Source organism: Anaerocolumna aminovalerica, assembly GCF_900115365.1.
Taxonomy (GTDB): Bacteria; Bacillota; Clostridia; order Lachnospirales; family Lachnospiraceae; genus Anaerocolumna; species Anaerocolumna aminovalerica.
Window position 1 is genome coordinate 57,002 of the sequence record NZ_FOWD01000020.1, and the last position, 24,549, is coordinate 81,550.

Genomic DNA, 24,549 nt, shown 5'->3' on the forward strand with positions numbered 1-24,549 from the left:
TATTCGCCTTTTATCTTTGTCTGCCTTATATTAAAGGATTCATCTCCATCTGGTTTCTTCCTTATTACTCTTGCATTTAATTAAAGAGCAGTGGAGAATTCTAATATAAATACAAGATTGGGAATTACTGTAACTTTTGACCTGTATAAATAAAGATGGCATCTCTTAAGAATTTTGCAGTTCCGGGTTGGTCTTTATCGTAGTAGGCAGTGAATCTTTCGTCGTCTACATACATTTGAGCCACGCCGGCATGGGCTTCTTTGGAATAGGAGTCCCAGTAATGGCAGAGCCATTTTTTATGGAGGTCAGCTGCTTCTTGGGCTAATTCACCGGAAGGATCATTGGTTTTCATGGCTTGACTTAGTTTTTCCATAAGTGCTTCTGAAAGTCTTGTAGTTTCTTTGTATTGTTCTTCAGTCATGTTCATGAATTTTTCGTTGGATTTTGCTACGGTACTTTCTCCATATTTTTCACGGATTTCTTTTCCGTATTTTTTTTCATTTTCTTCTAATAAGTTCTGTTTAAAGCCTTGGAATTTTTCTTTATCGGACATTGTTGTTCTCCCTTCTGTCATAGCTAATGTTTTTTCAACATTTGCTATTAATTGATTTAATTGTTCTTGCTTTTTGAGAAGCTTTTCGTGATGGTCCCTCAGGGCTTTAACACCGTCAAAGGATGGTGCGGTAACTATATCTTTTATATTGTCTAAGCTTACACCAAGTTCACGATAGAATAGGATTTGCTGTAATTGGTTTACTTCTGATTCTCCATAGATTCTATAACCGCAGGAATTAATTCTTCCGGGTTTTAGTAAACCGATTTGGTCATAGTATCGTAATGTTCTTGGACTGATGCCGGCCATTCTTCCAAGTTTTTGTACTGTATATTCCATAACAAACCTCTTTTCTAATTCATTTTTGCTTCTCACAAGATTATCATAAGCTATGACGTAACGTCAATGTCAATAACTTTTTTAAAATTTTTTTGTAAAATGTAAAAGTAATTTCTTATTTGTAAAAGCAAATTTATTTTAACGATTATTTACGCTAAAATTCCTATGCTGTCAAGCCAGCTTTGAACTTGCTTATCATCAAAATCACTTGTTGCAGCATATCCCGGTAATAACTTTGAGTTTGAGCATTCCTTAGATATATTGATTTCTATTTTCCCAAATCCACCGCCACCATGAGTACGAAAGGAATAATTATTTTTTCGTTTAAATCAACGCTCCGTAAGAAACTCAATATCGGCGGTGCAAATGATTTGAACCAATTAGGAGCTATCCACAAATATCCCAGTGTGCCGCCAAGGAAGCTAAAAAGTAACCCTTATGATTATATAAAAAAAGAGGCTGTTGTAACTGTTATTTCTGAGAGCATATTCAGGTATAGCTGAATTCTACGCATAGTAGCATAGCTGAATTCTAAGTATAATTGAATTTGAGCAAAGAATCTCATTATAAATAAGTGAGATTTTTTCGCACTATGGTTCAGAATTACAATTTTATAACAACCTCTTATTAATTAGGATGTACTTTATTTAATATTCAATTCGAAAACATCCGTAAGTGTTTCTTCTACTAAATTACTGCGATAGGAATATCGGTTTTTTATATCGTCCACTGCATTATTCATAACGTAACCATATTTCACCAATGATAACATTTCTAAATCATTATAATTATCTCCAAATGCCATAACTTCTTCAGGAGTTATGCTTAATTTTTTTAACAGATGAGTTAAAGCGGTACCTTTATTAACATTAGGTGATACAAAGTCTAACCAGCCAAATCCAGACACCGTGCACTTTACTTTATCCTGCCATTTATTTATAAAATAAGTTCCCGAATTCTCCATAATTCCGGCTTCTTCATAGACAGATACTTTTATTATATCCTCAGGAATATCAGCAGGATCTTGGATTATTTTATAATTATTTTTTAATACATTCTTATAATGGTTAATGTAACTTTCTGATTTTGGTATAAGATAGGTTGTGTTTTCACCGGATATTTGAACTTCACAGCCATCCTTGCTTCTTATATCTTCAATGATTTTAAAAGCAATTTGCTTATTCATTGAAGTTTTGGATAATATTTTATCCTGATACATTACCAGCGCGCCGTTTTCACATATAAAGGCGATGTCTTTGCTTACCGGTTCAAATAACCGGTATAGGTTGGCATATTGCCTGCCGCTGGCAGCAACAAAAAGTATACCCTTTTCATGTAAAGCCTCTATAATTTCTAAGATTTTAGCAGTGATATTCTGATTTCCATTCTGTAGTAAGGTTCCATCCATATCACTGGCTATCAATTTTATATTCATTTATATTCCTTCCTATTCTTTGGTTTCAAATAATAATCTGAATCAGTAACCTTCTGATATTAAAATTATATGATATATTTACATTTTACCATAGAATTGCATATTATAAGTTTAAGTTTCTTAAAGTTTCAAAACTTTGTATACCTTTTCCAGCTTTGGGATTTTATCAAAGGCTTTTTCGGTAAAAAAGGACATTGATATTCTGTTTTTTTAAGTGCATAATGTTATCCGTTGGTATTATGTTGGAGTATTTTTAATTTTGAAAATAACGGTTTGTGAAAATTATTGATATTCACAACATAAGATTATTAAGTACATAATGGTTTTTTACAGATTAGGAGAAGATAAAAATGTTCACGAAGAAGCAGCTATACAAATTAATTATTCCACTTATAATTGAACAACTATTAGCAGTTGCAGTAGGTATGTCTGATACCATGATGGTATCTTATGCCGGTGAAGCTGCCATGTCCGGAGTATCACTGGTAGATACCCTAAACATACTCCTTATTAATGTGTTTGCTGCTTTAGCAACAGGTGGTGCAGTTGTTGCATCCCAATTTCTGGGACATAAGGATGAAAAAGAAGCATGTAAATCAGGAAGTCAATTATTACTTACTACTGGGGCTATTTCTATAATTGTTATGTTAATATCTATCATTGGCAATTACAGTATACTACATATGATATATGGTGACATCAATCCGGAGATTATGAAGAATGCAAGAATTTATTTTTATATAACAGCTATGTCTTTCCCTTTTATAGCAATATACAATTCTTGTGCTGCTTTATGCAGGGCTATGGGAAATTCAAAAGTCTCCATGAAAGTATCTCTTTTAATGAATTTAATTAATATTACCGGTAATGCAATTCTTATTTATGGATTTAGAATGTCTGCTGAAGGAGTAGCTATACCTACATTAATTTCCAGACTTGTTGCATCTATTGTGATGCTTTTTGTAATATCCAACAAGAAACATGTCATTCATATAGATAATATATTTAAATTAGGATTTGACTGGAAAATGATTAAAAGAATACTGCGAATAGGAATACCAAGCGGTTTAGAAAACAGTATGTTTCAAACAGGTAAGATTTTAGTGCAGGGATTAATTGCAAGCTTTGGTTTAACGGCCATTTCAGCTAATGCCGTTGCAGGTAATCTGGCAAATTTTCAATCTATTACAGGATCATCAATAGGTTTGGCAATGATTACAGTAATTGGTCAATGTGTTGGTGCCAATAATTTTGAAGAGGCTAAAAATTATACGAAGAAATTAATGAAAGCAACTTATACTGCTATGTTCTTTTTAAACATTGGATTTATTTTACTGGCAACCCCCATGCTGCAAATATATAACTTATCTTCAGAAACATTAAACGTGGCATATAAATTAGTTGTATATCATGCGGTGTGCGGAATTATCTTTTGGCCATTGTCCTTTACCTTACCCAATGCACTTAGAGCTGCAAATGATGTGAAGTTTACCATGTTAACCTCTATATTGTCTATGTGGCTATGGCGAATAACCTTTAGTTATATATTAGGAAGATATATGGGACTTGGTGTTTATGGTGTGTGGTTTGCAATGACACTTGACTGGGTGTTTCGGGGTGCTTGTTTTGTATGGAGATTCCTTAGCGGTAAATGGAAACACCAGGCCTTTGCAGATTAAAAATACCTTCCGGTTTAGTTTCAAACCGGAAGGTATTTTTACAATTTAGAGTTAGTTTTATAGAACAATTGTTATTTACGAAACAATTACATACTCATTTGTAAGAATACATCAATGGAATCCGCCACTGTTTGTAAACTTTTTCTCCAGAAGTCAGGAGAGGTTAAATCAATACCGGCCATGGCTGCAACATCCTCAACGGATTTTACGGTAGTTGCTTTTAATATATCCCGGTATTGGGGAACAAAAGCAGCTCCTTCTTCCTGATATTTTGCATATAATCCTCTGGCAAATAATCCTCCGAATGCATATGGGAAGTTATAGAAGCTTAATACTTCTGAATAATAATGGCCTTTGCAAACCCACATATATGGGTGCAAACAGGAATGGTCCAGGCCATCGCCATAGGCTTCTTTTTGTGCTTCAATCATTATGTTCTCTAATTCATCTGCAAATAGGAAAGAGTCTTTACGTTTTTCAAACACAGCACTTTCAAACAGGTAACGTGAGTAAATATCGCAGATTATCTGTGTAGTATCCTGTAACTGACTTTCCAGCAATGCCAGTTTTTCTTTTCCCTCAGATTCATTAATAGCTGCATTCATTATTATTAATTCGTTAAAATTGGAGGCTGTTTCTGCAACAGGCATGGAATAATCTGTATTTAATGGTTGATGGTCTTGGATATTGTAACCGTGATAAGCATGGCCAAGTTCATGAGCCAATGTAACAACATCACTAAGGGTGTTGTCAAAGTTCGTAAGAATACGGCTTTGTTTTATAAAGGGAAGGTTATAACAAAATGCACCTCCAACTTTTCCCTGATGAGGGAAGAAATCAATCCATTCATCATCAAAGGCAGTTTCAATCAAATCTGCTAAATCATCGGAGAAGCCGCGAAAATGAGTAACAAGATATTCTTTTGCCTCTTCCGTAGTAAAAGTCCGATTGGATTCTCCCAGTGGTGCGAATAAATCATACCAGGGCAATCCGTTTTTATGTCCAAGTATTTCTGCTTTCTTTCTTAAGTAAGCATGGAATTTTGGCATATATTCTTTCATTGCCGTTAACATGGCATCTAAAGTCTCTTTTTTCATTCTGGAATTTTCCAGAGTCATTGCCAATGGAGATTCATATCCTCTTAAATCTGCAATAGTGTTCACTTGAGATTTGATATTATTAAGTGAAAATGCAACAGCATCTTTAATCTTATGGTAAGCAGCTATTTCTGCATCATAAGCTGTTTTACGAATCCTTTGATCCGGATCATAAGCCTGATTGCGAATACCAGAAAGAGTAGTTTCTTCTCCATTATAATCTACAGCTACGGTAGAAGTCAGATATTGATGAAGCATGGCCCAGGCTGAGCCGGCAGATAAATTCATTTTTGCAATTACTTCTTCTACGTCGTCACTTAAGGTATGTTTTGCTTCTCTTCTAATTTCATGGAGCATAAAATCATAATTTTTTAACTTTTCATTTTCGGAAATGATCTGATCAAGGTTAGGAATAGCTCCGATGTATTTATTGATCATTGCTTTTTCTTTTGATAATGTACTGTTTATCTCTTCCAACCGTCCTATTAATGCAGCGGTTTCGCTGTCTGTAGTATTGGTTGACTGACGAAGAGCAAGATAAACGTATAATCTTTTAAAAACTAATTCATATTTTTCCAGATAATTAATAAGTGAGATAAGTGCTTCTGCAGGTTTTATATCAGCAAGTGTTCCCACGTAATCTTTTATAGCTGTAATCAGTTCTTTCATTTGTTTAAAATCATTTTGAAAGGCTTCATCCTGATAGCCTTTGTAAAGTGCATCTAACGACCATTCTTTTTTCATATAAACCTCTTTCTAAGGGCATCTAAATGTTTTATTGGAAGTACAATGAACGCCCTTTTTCAGTTTTCACTTAGTATTACTTCCAATCCTTAAACAAGATATGATTATATTATACCACCAATTTCTTCAAAAAAGTACAAATATTGCAATTCTTTCTAGAAAATATAAGTCGGAGTAATAGCAGATGAAAGTAGTACATAATATAATACTATAGTGTATCTGAGAGGTGCTCATGATTAAAAAAATCAATATAAAACACGGGATTATTGGTGAGTTGGTGATACTTATTATTTTAGCTTCCTTTCTTATTTATCAGAATGTAAAGGAAAATTCTATTGATGCTTTCTTGCCTACCGCTGAGAAAGATTACATAAAATGGGTGGATTTTGATGTTAGTCATACAGCTATGGATAAAGCCTATAATTATGACGTGGAGTCTCAATCAGAAGAAGTGAAGCTGAATTGGATTGAACTCCTTGCCTTCTTGGGAGCAAGATATGGAGGGGACTTTTCAAAGTATAAGGAAAAACATATGGCCGATTTGGTGGAAAGGCTAAGGTCAAAAAAAGAAACCATGGAAAGTATAACAAAAGATATGAAATATTATAGTTATTATCTGGAAGCTTATACCACAATTTTAGGGGGATTTGTGGGTGAGTATGAAATTCAGGTACCAAGCGAAACCAATCCGGAAGAAAAAGTATGGGTTAAGAAATATGGGTTGAAAGCTTTTTTACCTATTGCAAAGAATTTCCCTTATAGTGATTATGATGATTTTGGAGCTTCCAGAAGTTATGGTTATAAAAGAGTTCATTTGGGACATGACATGATGGGGCAGGTGGGAACACCAATTGTTGCAGTAGAATCCGGCTATGTAGAAGCCATGGGATGGAATCAATATGGAGGCTGGAGAATCGGAATCAGAAGTTTTGATAAGAAACGTTATTATTACTATGCCCACTTAAGAAAGAATTTTCCCTACAACAAATCCCTGGAAGAAGGCAGCATTGTAAAAGCAGGTGATGTAATTGGATATTTAGGAAGAACCGGATACAGCGCAACAGAAAATACTAATAATATAGATACTTCCCACTTACATTTCGGACTACAGCTTATATTTGACGAATCACAAAAAGAAGGAGTCAATGAGATTTGGATTGATTGCTATGATTTGATACGTTTTCTATACCGCAACCGTTCGGAAACAACTAAAGACATGGAGACTAAGGAATGGCATCGAGTCTATGATATAAAAGATCCTGTGGTCGATGTATATATGGAGGAAAACTCCAGAAACATAAGTAAAGATTTTCCAATGAAACCACAAATTGATGTTCCTGTAGATATGAAAATCGTAAAAAATGAACAAGAAAGTGTAGACCAGGGACATTCACCCTGGATGTTGGATCCGGCTTACGTAGCACAAGTTTTTGTCAGCCAGATCATTTCGCCGGAAGGCATTAAGGGAGAATATCCAATCCCCTACGAAGATGTGGAGATTTTGTATAATTCAGATGAGAATACAATTGCAAAGATTAATGGAAGCACAACTCCCGTTAGAAGGGTATATATGAAACGTCTCATAAGGCAGGATAAGACAGGAATTTGGACTGTTGTGGGATACGATCCTGTGGAACAGAAGTAAAATGTGAGCATTGCCGGTAAAGGTATTCAGATATTCGAGAGTAGGGAATAAGAATCAGTATCCCATACTCTCGAAGTCAAGGCAATACACTAAATCTCCATTTCCGGTATTAAGCTTCTCATGGCATGAATGGTTTTATCAATTAATTCTGTTAATTCCATTTCTAACATGTCTGCACCTTTTTGAATGACTTCTCTGGAACATCCGGCAGCAAAACTGGCAGTTTTAAATTTCTTCATTACGGATTTTACTTCCAGATCAGAGACACTTTTGGAAGGTCGCATGATAGCCACTGCACCAATTAATCCGGTTAATTCATCTATGGCATAAAGTACTTTTTCCATATATAATTCCGGTTTTATATCCACTGTAATTCCATATCCATGACTTGCAGTGCTACGAATAATGCCTTCATCTAAATCCAATTCTTTCATTAATTCCTGTCCTTTTATACAGTGCTGTTCCGGGTACATCTCAAAATCCAAATCGTGTAACATGCCCACCACTTTCCAATAGTCCACATGTTCCGGATCATATTCTTCTGCAAAATAACCCATAACACCGGAGACAATTTTTCCATGCTTTAAATGGAATTCATCTTTGTTATATTTTTTTAGAATTTCATATGCTTCTTCCACGGTTGGTATATAACTCATAACTTCCTCCTATCCGGCTGCCCGATTAATATGGGCAAACTTGTGTATATTTTTGATTCATTGCTTCAAATTAAAAGGTATTGTATCATAAGGAATAAATCCGGTCAAATACAAAAAATATTACTAAAAGTAGCGAAATATGATATAATACAAACGGAGTGAAAGATTTGCAAGCTTGCTTGGAAATCTTGAGCGTAGTGCCAAGATCATGAACGTGCTTTATGTTCATGATATAATACAAACGGAGTGAAGGATTTGCAAGCTTGCTTGGAAATCATGAGCGTAGTGCCAAGATCATGAACGTGTTTTATGTTCATGATATAATACAAACGGAGTGAAAGGTTTGCAAGCTTTATAACGTACATAAATTTATATTAGATATAGGTATACATTACTTACACAATAAGGAGGACTTTCGATGTTCTTTATTTTTGGAATCAGCAGCGGTAAAAAAAGATTGGATTTTAATCAGACCATGATATGTCCCAATTGCGGACATTTTGGAAGACTGGAAGTTTATATGACATATATGTATTTCAGCCTCTTTTTTATACCCTTATTTAAATGGGGGAAGCGGTATCTGGTAAAAACCTCATGTTGTGACGGAGCTTGTGATATTCCAAATGAATTAGGGAAAAGGATTGAAAAAGGACAAACATTAGAAATAGATCCCAAGGATTTGCATTTTCCTTTTGGACATCGATTCAAACAATGTACCAATTGTGGATTCAGCACCAGTGAAGAGTTTGAATATTGCCCTAAATGTGGCAAACCGCTATAGAAGTATAGAATACATTCCGTGATTGTATTAAATCTGTAAAACAAAGTATCACAACACCAATTCTGAATATCACCTCTGAAAGGGGATTGTTTCACCGACAAACAAGCATCATTAGCAAGCAGAATATCACTGGAAAACAGGTAACATCAGCGAACAAGGTATCACCTGAAAAATAGTTATTATCAGCTAGCAGAGTATTACATTGGCAAGATTAATGTGATATATAATGGGGTAAATATGAAATATTTTGAATAATTATAAAAGCTATTGACATTAAAAACAGGGTTCATTATAATGATTTGAAAGTAAACAAGGGAGTAGTCGAGGGATTACTCCCTATTTTTTAATACAGAAAATTTATATAATGAAAGAGGCGTGTATTGGGTGAATGATAATTTATTGAAGGAATTACAGAAAATTACGGGAAAAGCAGGTTTTTATTATAAGAATCTGGTAACTGGTGAGCAGATTACCTTTCAGGAGGATATGCCCTTTCAGGCAGCCAGTGTTATTAAAATACCAATTCTAATAGAAGCATTTACAAGATTGGAAACAGGCTCCCTACATAAAACAGATCTATTTACAATTAAAAAGCAAGATAAATTACCATCTTGTGGTGCCTTGACCTACATGCACGATGGTTTACAGGTTACTTTAGAAGATTTATATACACTAATGATTATATTAAGTGATAATACGGCTACCAATCTCCTTATAGAGCATTTGGGAATGGATCAAATCAATAATACCATGCAAAAACTTGGATGCAGGCAGATTAAATTAAACCGCTATTTATTTGATTCAGAAAAAGCAGCATTGGGAATTGAAAATTATATTTCTGCCGGCGACATTGCAGGACTGCTGGAAAAAATGTACCATGGGGAATTAGTTTCTAAGGAAGCATCTGTGGAAATGCTTCGTATCTTAAAGAACCAAAGATTAAATGGGAAGATACCGTTCTTTATTCATGGCAAAGCAGACATCGCTCATAAAACAGGTGAGGATGATGGTATTACCCATGATGTTGGTATTGTTTATGGGAAAGAACCATTTATCATATGTTTTTGCGGAAATGAAGTAGATGTTCCTGCATATGAACGTTTGATGCAGGATATATCTTATGCATTATTTAAAGAACAGGAGTAATAGTAGAGTTTTTCATTTGGAACAGGCAGAACCCATATGGCTTACCTGCAAAATATAACCACATTGCTTAATATAAAGCTTTATCACTACAATCATTATTAAGGGATGTAAGAAAAGGAGAAGGCTATGATAATTAAGGATATTGAGCTGGGTGTCATAAACATACCCCTTGCCAGACCATTTAAGACAGCACTAAGAACTGTGGAATATGTAGAAGATGTAGTAATAAAAGTTACTACCGATACGGAGTTCTCAGGGTATGGAGAAGCCCCTCCTACCGCAGTTATTACAGGAGAAACAAAAGGTTCCATTATCACAGCAATCAGAGATTTTATAAAACCTGCATTAGTTGGTATGGATATTGATAATTTGGATGGAATCTTTCATAAATTACATAGCTGCATGGTGAAGAACACCTCTGCAAAAGCCGCTGTAGATATGGCTATATATGATTTATATGCTAAAAAATACCAGACACCTTTATATAAGGTACTTGGGGGAAATAAAACAGAACTGGAAACAGATTTAACCATCAGTGTAAATCCAATTCCGGAAATGGTTGCTGACAGCCTGGATGCTGTGGGTAAAGGCTATAAGATTCTCAAGATAAAAGTTGGAAAAGAAGGACTTAAGGATGTTGAACGCATTGCAGCCATTCGGGAAGCTGTTGGGCCGGATATTAATATAAGGGTAGATGCCAATCAAGGGTGGAATGCGAAACAATCGGTCCAGATCATAACTGCCATGGAGGACAGAGGGCTTAACATTGAACTGGTAGAGCAGCCAGTACCTGCCCATGACTTAAAAGGAATGAAGTTTGTTACCGGTCATGTAAATACCCCCATATTAGCAGATGAAAGTGTGTTTTCACCGGAAGATGCAATTAGCATTATTCGAGAAGGTGCTGCAGATTTAATTAATATTAAGCTAATGAAAACCGGCGGTATTTATAATGCATTAAAGATATGCAGTATTGCAGAAATTTATGGGGTAGAATGCATGATAGGATGCATGTTGGAAAGCAAATTATCCGTCAGTGCAGCCGCACATCTGGCAGCAGCTAAGAGTGTCATAACAAGAGCGGATCTGGATGGACCTTCATTATGTAAAGCAGATCCTTTTGTAGGGGGACCAATTTATGATGAGAATATGATCCGAATGGTGAATGAACCTGGGATAGGAATTGAGTCTGTTCCTTTCCTGGTAATTGACTAAAAAGTCCTTTGAAATTCATGTATACAATCTTTCATTTACTATTGAATCAAAGAATAAGATAATGTATACTTAACATATTAATTTAGTCTAAAATTTTATTTGTTGGACTCTACTTGATGTAATAAACCTGTTACATAACAGTTCTTTGCGAATAAAATATTAAAATGGGCATGCCCTATTTATTTTGAAATAAGATTAAGTATACATAAGTTTTTGCAGCCTTAGACTTTGACGCGTTAATTCAAATAAGAGGCAATTAGATCAGAAAATATTCTTGTATATAAAATATTATTATTGTTAGAAGAAAAAAATGCGGATAAATCTTTGCATTTATAATTACAACAAAAAAGGAGGAGTTTTATGAAGAAAAAAATGATCTCATTACTATTATGCCTGACATTAGTTACAACGGCATTTGCAGCATGCGGTAAGAAAAAAGGGGCATCCGATGAAGTAGTTTACCGTAAACTATACGCAGGAGAAGTTACGACTATGAATTATCTGGTAACCGTTTCTGAGAATGAATTTGATGTAGGTGCCAATGTAATTGATACCTTAGTGGAATACGATAACTTAGGTCAAATTAAACCTTCTTTAGCAGAATCCTGGGATATGAGTCCCGATGGCCTTACATATACTTTTAAGATTCGTGAAGGTCAAAAATGGTATGATTATGAAGGAAAAGAAGTAGCCGATGTTACTGCTGAGGATTTTGTCAGTGCAATGAAATTTGTATTAACTCCGGAATATGAAAGCGGTACCGCTCAGCTTTTATTTGGTGTAATTAAAAATGCAGAAGAATACTTTAATAGTCAGGTAGAAGATAATCCACAAACAGAAGAAGTAGAAGGAAATGGTTTAGATATTGATTTTTCTGAGGTTGGTGTAAAAGCATTAGATAAGTATACTTTAGAATATACCCTTGCACAACCGGTTCCTTATTTCTTATCCTCCTTAACCTATGTATGTTTTATGCCTGCATATGGTCCTTTATTAGAAGAATTAGGTGCTGAATTTGGTTCCGACAACACTAAAATGTATTACAACGGTGCATATATCTTAAGTGAATTTGCTCCCCAGGAAACCAAAATCTATGTAAAGAATCAGAATAACTGGGATGCTGAGCATGTCTATATTGATAAGATTGTTGAACGGTATAATGCAGAAGCAAATACTTTAGCTCCCCAAATGGTTCAAACCGGTGAGATTGATTATGCTACCATTGAATCCAATATTGTAGATGACTGGTTAGCGGATCCGGAAAGATCTAAATTAATAAGTAAGAGCCGTGTTGAAGTAGACTATTCTTATTTTTATAGTTTTAACTTTAACCCGCAGTTTGATAAAGCATATGAACCTGACAACTGGAGAATTGCTGTTAATAATGAAAATTTCCGTCAATCTCTGAAAGCAGGTCTGGATAGAGTTAGAGCTCTTAGTGTAACTGAACCGGAAACACCGGAGGTTTTATTAAACAATACTATTACACCGGAGACATTTGTTACAAATGAGGGTAAAGATTACACCAGCTATGGTAATTTAGAAGCAATTAATAATGGTAACAGCTTTGATGAAACAGCAGCTCTTTCTTATAAAGAGGCGGCAATATCCGAACTTACGGCAGCAGGTGCTACCTTCCCGGTTAAAATACTTATGCCCTATAACCCGGGTACCTCAGGTGATACAGATTGGGGAAGTGAATGTGTAGTTATTGAACAGCAGTTAGAAAATTTACTTGGTAAAGATTATATTGATATTATTGTAGAAGCCGGCCCTTCCACCAACTTCTTATCCGAAATCCGCCGTTCCGGTAAATATGCATTTATGAAAACTAACTGGGGTGCTGACTATGCAGATCCTCAGACTTTTACAGAACCATTTACGGCTGATAATTCCTATAACTTTATGGATAAGGCTATGGCAGCAGGAGAAGGTGTAGCAGATACGGTAGCTGAATATTATGCATTAGTAGATGCAGCTAAAGCAATTACTATTGATTTAGAAGCACGTTATGATGGATTTGCTAAAGCAGAAGCCTACTTGATTGAACATGCCTTAGTAGTTCCATATGCACTTAGCGGATCTTACTATCAAGTAACTAAGAAGGATATATATGAAGGACAATATGCTCCATTTGGTGTATCCGTATTACGTCATAAAGGACAACATCTATTGGATAAACCGGTAACTATGGAAGAATTCCAAGCTTCTCAGGATCAATGGAATAAAGATCGTGAAGCACTGGCAAAATAGGCAGGTTGACAGATCATTTCAAACAGGAAATGAAAAGAAATAAAATAGGTTGTCCCAAATGGTGGTGAACTCCGCCATTGGATAACCTATTTTAGTATTATAAGGCTCTGTTAAGCAATGGCATTGATATTTTAATAGTAAACAATTCTCAATACCATTGTTTTGCAGAGTGTTATATGAAGCTGGTATATATATTGACTCAATTTATAAAGGAGCAGTAGGATGATAAAATATCTGATAAAGAGGTTTGCAAGATCAATATTAACACTGATTATCATTATATCCGTTGTGTTTATACTACTTCGTATGATGCCAATTGAAGGATATTTTCAAAACTTTGAAAAGCTTACAAATGAGCAGATTCAGGCTGGTATACATAATATGGGGCTGGATAAGCCTGTACTTATTCAGTTAAAAGATTTTTTTATTCAACTTTTACATGGTAATTTAGGAACATCCAGAATCTATCGTGCCAATGTACCTATTTCTAAAATTTTAGCAGGAAAAATTCCTATTTCCTTAAAACTAGGTGGTATTGCACTAGCTCTTTCCTTAACTTTAGGTCTTCCCCTAGGTTCTCTTATGGCCCGTTCCAAGGGTAAGTTCTGGGATAAATTTGGTACTGCATTTATTGTATTTGTTCAGGCAGTGCCTGCAGCAGTTTACTTTTTATTTATCCAGATATTCGGTAATGAGTGGTTTGGTTTCTCCATGTTATTCAGTAAAGACGATTACTCCACCTGGATAATGCCAATTATCTCCATGGCTATTGGTAACACAGCATATTATGCTATGTGGCTCCGCAGATATATGGTAGATGAAAGTAATAAAGATTATGTAAAACTAGCTAAAGCAAAAGGCGTTCCTGAGAAAAAGATTATGATGAAACATGTCTTTCGTAACGCATTTGTTCCTATGATACAATATTTACCTACTTCTTTCTTGAATTCTATTGTGGGATCTATTTATGTAGAATCTCTTTACAGTATACCAGGAATGGGTGGTTTATTAGTAGACGTTGTGAAACGTCAGGATAACACTATGGTACAAGCAATTGTAATTGTATTTGCATGTGTGGGTATCCTTGGATTGATGTTAGGAGATCTGCTTATGACATTAATTGACCCTCGTATTAGTCTTAATAAAAAAGGAGGTGCTCGTTAATGGCTAAGTTTGGAAGCAGCAGGATCAGGTTAGAGGAAAGTGTCAGTGAAGTTCTTCGGGCAAAGAATGACCTACAGGATGGCAGCAAGGGAAATGGTTCACCGGAAAGAAACGGTTCACATAGCAGAAATGGCTCACATAGCAGAAATGGCTCTCAGGGCGGAAATGGTTCACGGGGCGGAAACAGTTCACAGGATGGAAACAGTTTTCAGAATGATAATATTTCTGAGAAAGAACTGTTTGAATTTGCAGGATATGATGAGGCCAGTGGAGAAAAAATCGGTTATTCCAATTATTCTTATTGGGGCAGCACACTGAGAGCATTTTTAAAGAATAAGATGGCAGTAACTTTAATGGTGGTTATTTTCTCTATCTTGTTATTTACCATTATACAACCCTATTTACCGGGACAATTTGATCCCAATCAAATTAATAACGATGTGAAGGGTAACCTTCTTCGTAATGTAAAACCTAACAGGGAGCATTTGTTTGGTACCAATTCGATTGGACAGGACCTATGGAGTAGAGTGTGGTCAGGAACCCGTACCTCTTTACTTATTGGAGTATGCGTGGCTGCAATTGAAGCAGTGGTTGGAATTATTGTAGGCGTATTATGGGGATATGTTCGTAAATTAGATTTCTTCTTTACAGAATTATATAATGTACTGGATAATATTCCGTCTACGCTGGTTCTGGTGCTTTTTTCTTATATAATGAGGCCAAGCATTGCCAGTTTGGTTATCGGTATGAGTTTAACCAGATGGATAGGTATGTCCAGATTTATACGTAACCAGATTATTATCATCCGTGACAGAGATTATAATCTTGCTTCCAGATGTTTGGGCAGTCCAACTACAAGAATTATATTCAAGAATTTACTGCCTTATTTAGTATCCGTTATTATGCTGCGTATGGCTATGGCAATACCGGAGGCTATCGGCAGTGAAGTGTTTGTTACTTATATCGGTTTGGGCTTACCGATTGAGATTCCAAGTCTTGGTAATTTAATTACCACAGGGCGTGATTTGTTAATGAATCCGGGATTACGTTATCAGTTAATCTTCCCAACCATTGTGGTATCTGTTGTAACCATATCATTTTATATTATCGGAAATGCATTTGCAGATGCAGCAGATCCTAAGAATCACGTGTAGAAGGAGGTTATCTGAATGGAAAAAGAAATTGCATTATCAGTAAAACATTTAAACGTAAAGTTTAACCTCCGAGGTAAAGTATTACATGCAATCAGAGATATTTCTTTAGATATATATAAAGGGGAAAGCCTTGCAATTGTAGGTGAATCCGGCTCAGGAAAATCTGTTTTTACAAAGACCTTTATGGGGCTGCTGGATAAAAACGGATGGATTGATTCCGGTGAAATCTTATATGGAGATAGAAATCTTGCTGCTTTCAAGAAAGAAAATGAATGGCTTACCATTCGGGGCAAAGAAATAGCCATGGTATTGCAGGATCCAATGACCAGCTTAAATCCCCTGAAAACAATCGGTGCCCAAATTAGTGAGGCTATTGAAATGCATCAGGGTTTAAAGGGAGATGCACTAAAAGCAGCAGTTCTGGAAATCTTGCAGGATGTTGGTATTACCGAACCGGAGAGAAGATATAAGCAATATCCTCATGAATTTTCCGGCGGCATGCGTCAAAGGGTTGTAATTGCTATAGCAGTTGCCTGTAAACCAAAAACATTAATTTGTGATGAGCCTACCACTGCCCTTGATGTTACCATTCAGGCGCAAATATTAGACTTGTTAAAGAATTTAAAGAAAAAATATGATCTAACTACCATATACATTACCCATGACTTAGGTGTGGTAGCTAATGTAGCTGACCGAATTGCAGTTATGTATGCAGGGGATATAGTAGAATACGGAACTTGTGAAGAAGTATTTTATGATCCAAAACACCCTTATACCTGGGCGTTATTATCCTCCCTGCCTCAGTTAGGGAAAAAGGGTGAGGACTTGTACTCCATAAAAGGAACCCCGCCTAATCTTTTCAACCAGATTCACGGCGATGCTTTTGCACCTAGAAATCCTAAGGCGTTAAAAATCGATTTTATAGAAAGACCGCCTCTTTTTGAAGTAACTCCTACACACAAAGTACGTTCCTGGTTAATGGATCCAAGAGCTCCTAAAGTAGAACCTCCGGAACATATAAAAGAACTTCGTAAGATAGGAGGTAAGGCAATATGGCAGTAGATAAATCCAAAGAAAAATTATTGGAAGTAAAAAACTTAAAAGTTAGTTTTGGTGAACACAGACATAAACATGTTGTGGTAAATAACGTAAGTTTTGATATTTATAAAGGAGAAACCTTTGGATTAGTGGGAGAGTCAGGTTCTGGTAAAACTACCATTGGTCGCGCTATTATACGAATTAATCCAACTATGAGCGGTGATATTTTTTTTCATGGACAGAAAATCAATGGAAAAATACCAAAAGAACTGGATAGGGAAATAACCGCTAAGATACAAATGATTTTCCAGGATCCAATGGCATCTCTTAATGAACGTGCCAAAGTAGATTATATTGTATCTGAAGGTCTATTAAATAGAAAAGTAAAGATATCGGAATCCAAAAGAAAAGAATTGGTTGATAAAACCTTACTGGATGTAGGTCTTCTTCCGGAATTCTCCAGCCGTTTTCCTCACGAATTCTCAGGAGGACAAAGACAGCGTATTGGTATTGCAAGAGCACTGATTATGGAACCGGAATTTATTATTGCAGACGAACCTATTTCTGCACTTGATGTTTCCATCAGGGCTCAGGTTTTAAATCTATTATCCGAATTACAAAAGAAGAGAAACTTAACTTATTTATTTATTGCCCACGATTTATCCGTAATGCGGTTTATTGCAGATAGGATAGCAGTTATTCATAAAGGGGTATTTGTGGAAATGGGAGAGACAGAGAAAATATTTACAAACCCGTTACACCCTTATACAAAAGCCTTATTATCTGCAGTTCCTATGCCGGATCCAATTGCAGAAAAGAAAAAGCTGCTTACTGTATATGATCCTTCTATCCATGATTATTCTGTACAAAAACCAAAGTGGGTAGAAATTGAAGAAAATCATTTTGTTCTTGGAAATGATCCGGAGTTGGAGCAGTATAAGAAGAGTCTACAATAATAGGTTGAGGTTTGTTATAATAAAGCGTTTATTGTAATATAGGAATTAATAAAATATAGAAAAGAGAGATGGACAAATCATAATTTTGCATCAAAGTATTGGTTTCGGAATTATGTTATGGCCATCTCTCTAACTATTTTGGCTTTAAACTTTGACGTAAATGTAAACACAATAAGCAGGAGTTTAGGCATTTTAGCAAATACCTAATTATGTCTTGGGGGGATTGGTATGGATAGAAAAGATTTGCAGCAAGTAATTAAGAATGAGATAGTTTCTGTAACAAAAGATGGTGCAGAAATATCCTTATTGGTAAAAGATTTTAAAACCCAGGATATTTTATATTCTCATGAAGATACAAAGGAAGTGGTTTCTGCCAGTATTATTAAAGTGCCTATTATGCTTACAGCATTGGAACAGGTACAGAAAGGGAAACTAGAACTGGATTCTCTCATAGAGTTAAAAGATGCCGGTATATTAGAGGATACAGAAGTATTTGAATACGGTGGAGGAAAATATACGCTGGAAGAACTTTTGGTGTGGATGATTATAGAAAGCGATAATACAGCCACCAATTGTTTGATAGATTTACTTTCTATGGAGACCATAAATACCTTTTGTAAAAAGCATTCCTTAAAATCAACAAAGTTAGAACGGAGAATGCTGGATTTTCAGGCAGTACAAGAGGGACGGAATAATTATACTTCTGCTGGAGATATGGCAATTCTGTACGAAGAATTATATAATAGAACCATACTTACTCCAGACTTATGTAATACAGCCCTTGGCATCTTAAAAAGACAGCGTCATAAACAACTATCTCTCCGTTACATATATGATGATATTACAGTTGCCCATAAGACAGGCAGTTTAGATAATTTAGATCATGATGCGGGAATATTCTATCTTCCCAATATTCAATATTACTTTGGAGCATTTGTATGGAATGCCCCAAGTAATGAGTATGCAAGCAAATGGATCGGCAGAATATCCAAAGGAATTTATGAATATTATAAAACAAACAATGAAAGGTAAATTCGAATATGAATGCATTAGTGAATTGTACCATTCTTTCTCTTATGAAAGAAACAACCAAAAACAGTGAACTTCAAGATGAAGATTTTTATGGATATAAGGTGGAAGTCCTATCTCAGCCGTCAACCTGCTGGTATGAAATTAGGACTCGTTATAACTATGTAGGTTTTGTACAGGCATCAGACCTGTTATTAGAGGAAGAAAGGATTTATTCATGGGATAAAGCCTATAAAATGATTGTAATTCAGTCTTATGCAGATGTACTTTCCATGCCTAAATATCAAGGCCATCATATGATCAGTCTCACACGTGGTGCTCTCCTTTCTGTAATTGCAGGAGCAGATGAAAACGGTTGGGTAAAAGTAGGACTTTGTGATGGAAGAGAAGGATATATTAAAGAGAAGTTTTTAGGGGAATACATTACTACCTGGGATCCAAGTGAAGAAGAATGGATACGGTATCAGGTGGTAAATACGGCTCTCTCTTATTTAGGAACACAGTATCGATGGGGTGGTAAGAGTCCACTGGGAATTGACTGTTCCGGTCTGTGTTCAGTAGCTTATATGCTAAACGGAGTAATCATATATCGTGACGCAAAAATTATGGAAGGCTTCCCTGTTCATGAAATTGCCTATGAGGATATGAAACCGGGAGACCTATTATTCTTCCCGGGCCACGTTGCCATGTATATAGGTAATGATAAATATGTTCATTCCACCGGCAAAAATGGCAGTGATGGGGTAGTAATTAACAGCCTGAATCCTTATGATGAAGATTATAGAGATGACTTAGCAAAATCGATATATGCAGTGGGTAGTATATTCTAATGAGAACCCAATATAAATGGGAGTGGTTAATATAAGAGTGATTTTGGAGGATAACTTATGAAAATAGGATATTACTTTTTTGGTGAATGGGGACATTTAAATAAAATGTTAATTACTACGGGTTTGATTTCACTTGTCATTTCAGCAATCTTCTTCTTTATAGGCGGTTGGGAAATTTTAACCAGACCTTATGCAGTTGGAAATTCTACGTATTCTATATGGTGTATATTTTTCCTGCTAGTAGGAATTGTTTTATTTTTGGTCGACTTTTGCGTTCATAAAATTTGTAGGGATATAGCCACATTATTAAAAGAAATTGAAGATAATAAATCGAAATAAATATTATCTGTAAGATCATGAGTAAAATCATTACCGAACTGATAGTTATTTATTTGAAAGTTTTACTTATAAATAAAAAAGAAAGGGGAATGTAGTAGACGATTTAAAATGCGTAACAGTATTATTTTTTTAATACTTATATACACTACTACTAAATATAATTTATGAAAGTTGCAGATATGCACTGCGATACTATAGCAGAGATATTTTATGCAAATAAAGAAGGCAAAGAATGTGGTCTTTTAAAAAATCAGTTTCATTTAGATTTGGAGAAAATGAAAAAAGGGGATTACCTACTTCAGAACTTTGCCATGTTTGTTGATATAAAAAAGTATGAGAGTCCATTGGAGCATTGTCTGGAATTAATCGATTTATTCTATAATCAATTAGAAATAAATAAAGACAAGATAGCAATCGCACTTAACTATGATGATATTATTAAGAACGAAGCTGCAGGTAAATTATCAGCAATGCTAACGATAGAAGAAGGTGGAGTAACCCAAGGTAATTTAGCGAACTTAAGAAACTTCTATCGACTTGGTGTTAGAATGCTTACGCTAACTTGGAACTATGAAAACGGTATAGGTTATCCTAATTTTGAATACATAAAAGGGGAAGTACCTAATTTTAAAGCTCCCAATACCACACAGGGCTTAACTGATTTTGGAATTGAATTTGTTCATGAAATGGAACGACTGGGTATGATTATAGATGTATCCCATCTATCCGATAGAGGATTCTATCAGGTGCTGGAGAATACAACAAAACCATTTGTAGCAAGCCATTCCAATGCCAGAGCAAAGTGTAACCATGTAAGAAATCTAACCGATGACATGATTCGTAAACTGGGAGAGCGGGGCTGTGTAGCAGGAATGAATTACTGTAATAGCTTTTTAGACGATGTAGAAGATGAAAGCAAGGCTGTGGGTACAATTTCAGCAATTGTGGATAACATTCTTCATTTTCGCCAAATCGGTGGATATGAGTGTGTTGGTCTTGGATCAGACTTTGATGGAATACCTACTCATCATGAATTACCGGATGCCTCCTATATGCCACTATTAGCGGATGCTTTGAAAAAAGCAGGGTTAAGCAACCATGAAATCGAAAGCATTTTTTATAAGAATGTGCTTCGATTATATAAAGAAGTATTAAAGTAAATTGATTCATATTTTACGCGGAATTTATATTATAGCAGATTCGTAGCATTTAGGTAACTGGAAAAATAATAATATATGTGAAAAAATTGGAAGGACACAGTATGAGGGAAATTACATTAGAAGAGAGAATAAAAGCGGAATTAGCCAGTTATAATGGAACTATGGGCATATATGTTAATGATTTTCAAGGAAATAAGGTAGAGATTAATATTGATAAAGAATTTGAAACTGCTAGTACGGTAAAAACATATATATTAGGAACCTTATTTGATGAAGTGGAAAAAGGAAATAAGAATCTTAGTGATAAGTTAATATATACACAAGAGAATGAAATAGAAGGCAGTGGAATACTAAGAAGTCTTGATTATGGAGTGGAATTAACGGTTAAAAATGTTGCAACTTTAATGATTATAGTAAGCGATAATATTGGAACTAATATGATGATTGATTACTTAGGAATTGATACTATTAATGCATTTATGCAGTCTTATGGATTTACACATACTAAGCTTCATAACAAAATTAATTTTGATATATATGATAAACTTGGTACTACAACACCAAGAGATTATGGTAAGATATTTGAAATGATTTGCAAAGAAGAATTAATCAGTCCAGAAGCTTCTAGACAGATGTTGGAGATCTTTAAGAAACAACATTATAACTCTATGTTAACGAAAAGTTTCCCTCAATATTTCTTAGATAGTGAAGATACAGGAGAAGATGAATTAATCTACGTGGCTTCCAAAAGCGGAAGTATGGATGCTTGTAGAAATGATGGAGGAATCGTATCTACACCTTATGGAAAGTACGTGATTGTACTATTCAATAAGAATTTTACGGATCCAATCTATTATCCGGAACATCAGGCTACGGTTTTTGGTTCAAAAGTCAGCAGGTTAATCTTTGACCAGTACTTAGCTTTAAAGGGCAGGATAAAATAAAATATTATTGCTTTTATTTATTACTGAGGTGAGATTCTTTGAATTTCACCTTTTAACTTTTTCCTAAGCCATCTCTGAATCTCATAAGGTTTACAGGTATGGTTTCATGTTTAATGTTAACTTTACTTAGAAATGCTAATACCACAAATATTGGAAAAATATTGACATTATGTAAAAATGTATTTTATACAGTTGATTAGATAGCAAAGCAGCTAGTTCAAATAGGTGCTTATCTAAAAATAGGTAGTGCTCTTCAATTTCTCGGCCTTTTAGCTTTATTGAAAATTTAGGGCTTTAAGTAAAAAAAGGTCCCAACCACATAACGGTTAGAACTACTTAAATTACCCGTATTAATACACATGCTTCCTATCAATCTGTAATCCAGGAAGCTAATATAAAAAATAAAATAAAATATATTATTATTATACCATATAATTCAAAAAGAACAATATTAAATAGTAAGATAAACCAAAATCGAAAATATTTAAAATAAAGACTACTGGCCCTTAATTCTACCAGTAGCCTTATTAATAGAACAGAATAAAGCTCGGAACAACAAAAACGCTGTAAATTTGTCGGCTTACCAATTATGTAGGTTTATCTTAAAGAAAACCCATTGATATTGAAAATCTTTTATTTTTTAATGTATTTATTAATATATGTTACTAAAATTAAAGTACAAATTATAATAGCAGTAGTTAAAATGTTAATTGCACATACAACAATACCGATATTATAAGGACCCGCACCCAATAGGTTACCAAGGTTTATAGAAACAAATTCAAGTATAATGAAAATAATTATACTTATTAACGCATAATAAAATATTTTATACATATTTTCCTTGTATGATGTATTTAGTATCAAATACATCAATACTCTCCTTTCTTTTTCAACTTTGATATAATCAACTTTAACACTGTGGACTTTTTATTTTATCCTATAGCTTAGACTATTTAAAGGAGTGTATTGCCACAGTTTTATCTGAATCATTTATAGTTGGATAAGCCTCTGAGCTTTCATGTCACGCAAGTTTATGATGATAAAACTAGGTGGAATTACCACAGTGATTAACTTACAAAGGAGTTGATTTTCATGATCTATGTTGGCATTGATATTGCCAAGCAAAACCATGTCGCATCAGTTATGAATTCTGATGGTGAAATACTTTTGCAGCCTTTTGGTTTTACGAATGACCACTCTGGTTTTCAAAAGTTGCTTAATAACATTTCTTCCTTTGATACAGAAAACCTTCTTATCGGTATGGAATCCACTGCTCACTATGCGGAAAATCTTACGTATTTTCTTTTCCAAAGAGGTTTTCATATCTGTATTATTAATCCAATTCAAACTGCTACTCTTAGAAAAACAAACATTCGTAAAACGAAAAATGACCGTGTGGATACTTACTTAATAATCAAAGCTTTAATTATGAATAAGTACCGTCTTTTTACTCAACGCGACTTGGAATCTTTAAAATTAAAAAACCTTTGCCGCTTCCGCCAGAAACTTATGAAGGCGAGGACAAAGGTTAAAATTCAACTTGTAACTTATGTGGATCAACTATTCCCAGAACTCCAGTATTTCTTTAAATCTGGTATTCACGGAAAAGCCTGCTATGCTCTTCTTAAAGAATGTTCAAATCCCGACAAGATTGCAAAAATGCATCTCACAAGGTTAACAAACCTTCTATCAAAGTCCTCACACGGACACTTTAAACAGTCTACTGCTGTACATTTAAAAGAGCTTGCATCGCAATCTGTCGGTATAAAAAATGATACCTTATCTTTGCAGATTTTGCAATCCATAAATCAAATCGAATTATTTACCAACCAACTTGAAGAAGTCGAAAATGCCATTAATGAGATTATGAATCATATGGATTCTGTTATCAAAACAATCCCTGGTATTGGGAACCTCAATGGCGCTATGATTATCGGTGAAATTGGTGATATTCAACGATTTGAAAAACCATGCCAACTTTTGGCTTATGCGGGTCTTGATCCTTCTATATATCAATCCGGTAACTTTACCGCATCAAGAACTCGTATGTCAAAACGTGGCTCCAAACTTCTTCGCTATGCTCTAATAAATGCTGCATGGCAAACTACCTTAATTAACAAAACTTTCAAAGAGTACTATGACTTAAAAGTTTCTCAGGGACGTGGTCATTACAATGCCCTAGGTCATGTTGCACATAAACTTGTTCGTGTCATACATAAAATGATGACTGATAATGTTGCATTTAATTTAGCTTAGTCCAGCCTACTATATTCAGTTTTTATTCAAAGCACCTTTTTAGATGCTTTGGTTGCTATACACTTTTTTAGTCCACAAAATAAATGGAATATTTTTTAATTAACTATTGACTATTCATAGTTGGTCTCCTTTA

General features: G+C 34.9%; 19 protein-coding genes and 1 pseudogene. 16 read left to right on the plus strand and 4 right to left on the minus strand.

Annotated features, from left to right (window positions below):
• Positions 1 to 124: 124 nt before the first annotated feature.
• Both BM183_RS12155 and BM183_RS12165 read right to left on the minus strand, forming a co-directional pair.
• Complete coding sequence (locus BM183_RS12155; protein WP_091687146.1) at positions 125 to 892, minus strand: MerR family transcriptional regulator; 768 nt, start codon at positions 890 to 892, stop codon at positions 125 to 127.
• Positions 893 to 1,535: 643 nt separating this feature from the next.
• On the minus strand, positions 1,536 to 2,327 hold the full coding sequence (locus BM183_RS12165) for an HAD family hydrolase (protein WP_091687147.1): 792 nt from the start codon (positions 2,325 to 2,327) through the stop codon (positions 1,536 to 1,538).
• Between the two features lie 350 nt (positions 2,328 to 2,677).
• Between BM183_RS12165 and BM183_RS12170 the strand changes: the two genes are divergently transcribed.
• Entirely contained in the window at positions 2,678 to 4,006 is a 1,329-nt protein-coding gene (locus BM183_RS12170) for an MATE family efflux transporter (RefSeq protein ID WP_091687148.1), read from the plus strand.
• Positions 4,007 to 4,092: 86 nt separating this feature from the next.
• Here BM183_RS12170 and BM183_RS12175 read toward each other — a convergent pair whose 3' ends face one another.
• On the minus strand, positions 4,093 to 5,847 hold the full coding sequence (locus BM183_RS12175) for a M3 family oligoendopeptidase (protein ID WP_091687149.1): 1,755 nt from the start codon (positions 5,845 to 5,847) through the stop codon (positions 4,093 to 4,095).
• A 232-nt stretch (positions 5,848 to 6,079) separates the two neighbouring features.
• Here BM183_RS12175 and BM183_RS12180 point away from each other — a divergent pair.
• Positions 6,080 to 7,114 (plus strand): annotated as a pseudogene (locus BM183_RS12180) (M23 family metallopeptidase); the annotation flags it as partial.
• 467 nt (positions 7,115 to 7,581) lie between these two features.
• Here the strand turns inward: BM183_RS12180 and BM183_RS12185 are convergent.
• Positions 7,582 to 8,148, minus strand: coding sequence for a hydrolase (locus BM183_RS12185; protein WP_091687151.1), 567 nt, complete (start codon positions 8,146 to 8,148; stop codon positions 7,582 to 7,584).
• A gap of 418 nt (positions 8,149 to 8,566) precedes the next feature.
• Between BM183_RS12185 and BM183_RS12190 the strand changes: the two genes are divergently transcribed.
• The 14 genes from BM183_RS12190 to BM183_RS12260 all read left to right on the plus strand — a co-directional run bounded on the left by BM183_RS12190 (position 8,567) and on the right by BM183_RS12260 (position 24,416).
• Positions 8,567 to 8,929, plus strand: a complete 363-nt coding sequence (locus tag BM183_RS12190; RefSeq protein WP_091687152.1) for a zinc ribbon domain-containing protein — start codon at positions 8,567 to 8,569, stop codon at positions 8,927 to 8,929.
• A gap of 384 nt (positions 8,930 to 9,313) precedes the next feature.
• Positions 9,314 to 10,075, plus strand: a complete 762-nt coding sequence (locus tag BM183_RS12195) for a serine hydrolase (RefSeq protein WP_091687153.1) — start codon at positions 9,314 to 9,316, stop codon at positions 10,073 to 10,075.
• Positions 10,076 to 10,201: 126 nt separating this feature from the next.
• Positions 10,202 to 11,290: a dipeptide epimerase gene (locus BM183_RS12200; RefSeq protein ID WP_091687154.1), complete on the plus strand. Its 1,089-nt coding sequence runs from the start codon at positions 10,202 to 10,204 to the stop codon at positions 11,288 to 11,290.
• A gap of 360 nt (positions 11,291 to 11,650) precedes the next feature.
• On the plus strand, positions 11,651 to 13,543 hold the full coding sequence (locus BM183_RS12205; RefSeq protein ID WP_091687155.1) for a peptide ABC transporter substrate-binding protein: 1,893 nt from the start codon (positions 11,651 to 11,653) through the stop codon (positions 13,541 to 13,543).
• 222 nt (positions 13,544 to 13,765) lie between these two features.
• A complete protein-coding gene (locus BM183_RS12210) occupies positions 13,766 to 14,707 on the plus strand; it encodes an ABC transporter permease (RefSeq protein ID WP_091687156.1) in 942 nt (313 codons plus the stop codon).
• A complete protein-coding gene (locus BM183_RS12215) occupies positions 14,707 to 15,861 on the plus strand; it encodes an ABC transporter permease (protein WP_091687157.1) in 1,155 nt (384 codons plus the stop codon). Before BM183_RS12210 ends, BM183_RS12215 begins: the two co-directional genes overlap by 1 nt.
• 15 nt (positions 15,862 to 15,876) lie before the next feature.
• A complete protein-coding gene (locus BM183_RS12220) occupies positions 15,877 to 16,923 on the plus strand; it encodes an ABC transporter ATP-binding protein (protein ID WP_091687158.1) in 1,047 nt (348 codons plus the stop codon).
• Positions 16,914 to 17,855 (plus strand): ATP-binding cassette domain-containing protein, encoded by a 942-nt coding sequence (locus tag BM183_RS12225; RefSeq protein WP_091687159.1) that lies wholly within the window; start codon positions 16,914 to 16,916, stop codon positions 17,853 to 17,855. Before BM183_RS12220 ends, BM183_RS12225 begins: the two co-directional genes overlap by 10 nt.
• Before the next feature lie 228 nt (positions 17,856 to 18,083).
• Positions 18,084 to 18,887, plus strand: a complete 804-nt coding sequence (locus tag BM183_RS12230; protein WP_091687160.1) for a serine hydrolase — start codon at positions 18,084 to 18,086, stop codon at positions 18,885 to 18,887.
• Positions 18,888 to 18,895: 8 nt separating this feature from the next.
• Positions 18,896 to 19,714: an NlpC/P60 family protein gene (locus BM183_RS12235; RefSeq protein WP_091687161.1), complete on the plus strand. Its 819-nt coding sequence runs from the start codon at positions 18,896 to 18,898 to the stop codon at positions 19,712 to 19,714.
• Positions 19,715 to 19,771: 57 nt separating this feature from the next.
• Positions 19,772 to 20,053 (plus strand): hypothetical protein, encoded by a 282-nt coding sequence (locus BM183_RS12240; RefSeq protein ID WP_091687162.1) that lies wholly within the window; start codon positions 19,772 to 19,774, stop codon positions 20,051 to 20,053.
• A gap of 164 nt (positions 20,054 to 20,217) precedes the next feature.
• The gene (locus BM183_RS12245) at positions 20,218 to 21,213 is read left to right on the plus strand and encodes a dipeptidase (protein ID WP_091687163.1); all 996 of its coding nucleotides are present in this window, start codon (positions 20,218 to 20,220) and stop codon (positions 21,211 to 21,213) included.
• A 101-nt stretch (positions 21,214 to 21,314) separates the two neighbouring features.
• Entirely contained in the window at positions 21,315 to 22,157 is an 843-nt protein-coding gene (locus BM183_RS12250) for a serine hydrolase (RefSeq protein ID WP_091687164.1), read from the plus strand.
• 1,095 nt (positions 22,158 to 23,252) lie between these two features.
• Positions 23,253 to 24,416, plus strand: coding sequence for an IS110 family RNA-guided transposase (locus BM183_RS12260; RefSeq protein ID WP_091687166.1), 1,164 nt, complete (start codon positions 23,253 to 23,255; stop codon positions 24,414 to 24,416).
• Positions 24,417 to 24,549: the final 133 nt, after the last annotated feature.

Bases quoted from the DNA above. Each gene is read 5' to 3' on its own strand.
- BM183_RS12185 (WP_091687151.1), bottom strand. From the start codon at position 8,148: ATGAGTTATATACCAACCGTGGAAGAAGCATATGAAATTCTAAAAAAA.
- BM183_RS12175 (WP_091687149.1), bottom strand. From the start codon at position 5,847: ATGAAAAAAGAATGGTCGTTAGATGCACTTTACAAAGGCTATCAGGAT.
- BM183_RS12215 (WP_091687157.1), top strand. From the start codon at position 14,707: ATGGCTAAGTTTGGAAGCAGCAGGATCAGGTTAGAGGAAAGTGTCAGT.
- BM183_RS12220 (WP_091687158.1), top strand. From the start codon at position 15,877: ATGGAAAAAGAAATTGCATTATCAGTAAAACATTTAAACGTAAAGTTT.
- BM183_RS12155 (WP_091687146.1), bottom strand. From the start codon at position 892: ATGGAATATACAGTACAAAAACTTGGAAGAATGGCCGGCATCAGTCCA.
- BM183_RS12200 (WP_091687154.1), top strand. From the start codon at position 10,202: ATGATAATTAAGGATATTGAGCTGGGTGTCATAAACATACCCCTTGCC.
- BM183_RS12210 (WP_091687156.1), top strand. From the start codon at position 13,766: ATGATAAAATATCTGATAAAGAGGTTTGCAAGATCAATATTAACACTG.
- BM183_RS12190 (WP_091687152.1), top strand. From the start codon at position 8,567: ATGTTCTTTATTTTTGGAATCAGCAGCGGTAAAAAAAGATTGGATTTT.
- BM183_RS12170 (WP_091687148.1), top strand. From the start codon at position 2,678: ATGTTCACGAAGAAGCAGCTATACAAATTAATTATTCCACTTATAATT.
- BM183_RS12165 (WP_091687147.1), bottom strand. From the start codon at position 2,327: ATGAATATAAAATTGATAGCCAGTGATATGGATGGAACCTTACTACAG.
- BM183_RS12230 (WP_091687160.1), top strand. From the start codon at position 18,084: ATGGATAGAAAAGATTTGCAGCAAGTAATTAAGAATGAGATAGTTTCT.
- BM183_RS12225 (WP_091687159.1), top strand. From the start codon at position 16,914: ATGGCAGTAGATAAATCCAAAGAAAAATTATTGGAAGTAAAAAACTTA.
- BM183_RS12260 (WP_091687166.1), top strand. From the start codon at position 23,253: ATGATCTATGTTGGCATTGATATTGCCAAGCAAAACCATGTCGCATCA.
- BM183_RS12245 (WP_091687163.1), top strand. From the start codon at position 20,218: ATGAAAGTTGCAGATATGCACTGCGATACTATAGCAGAGATATTTTAT.
- BM183_RS12250 (WP_091687164.1), top strand. From the start codon at position 21,315: ATGAGGGAAATTACATTAGAAGAGAGAATAAAAGCGGAATTAGCCAGT.
- BM183_RS12235 (WP_091687161.1), top strand. From the start codon at position 18,896: ATGAATGCATTAGTGAATTGTACCATTCTTTCTCTTATGAAAGAAACA.
- BM183_RS12205 (WP_091687155.1), top strand. From the start codon at position 11,651: ATGAAGAAAAAAATGATCTCATTACTATTATGCCTGACATTAGTTACA.
- BM183_RS12240 (WP_091687162.1), top strand. From the start codon at position 19,772: ATGAAAATAGGATATTACTTTTTTGGTGAATGGGGACATTTAAATAAA.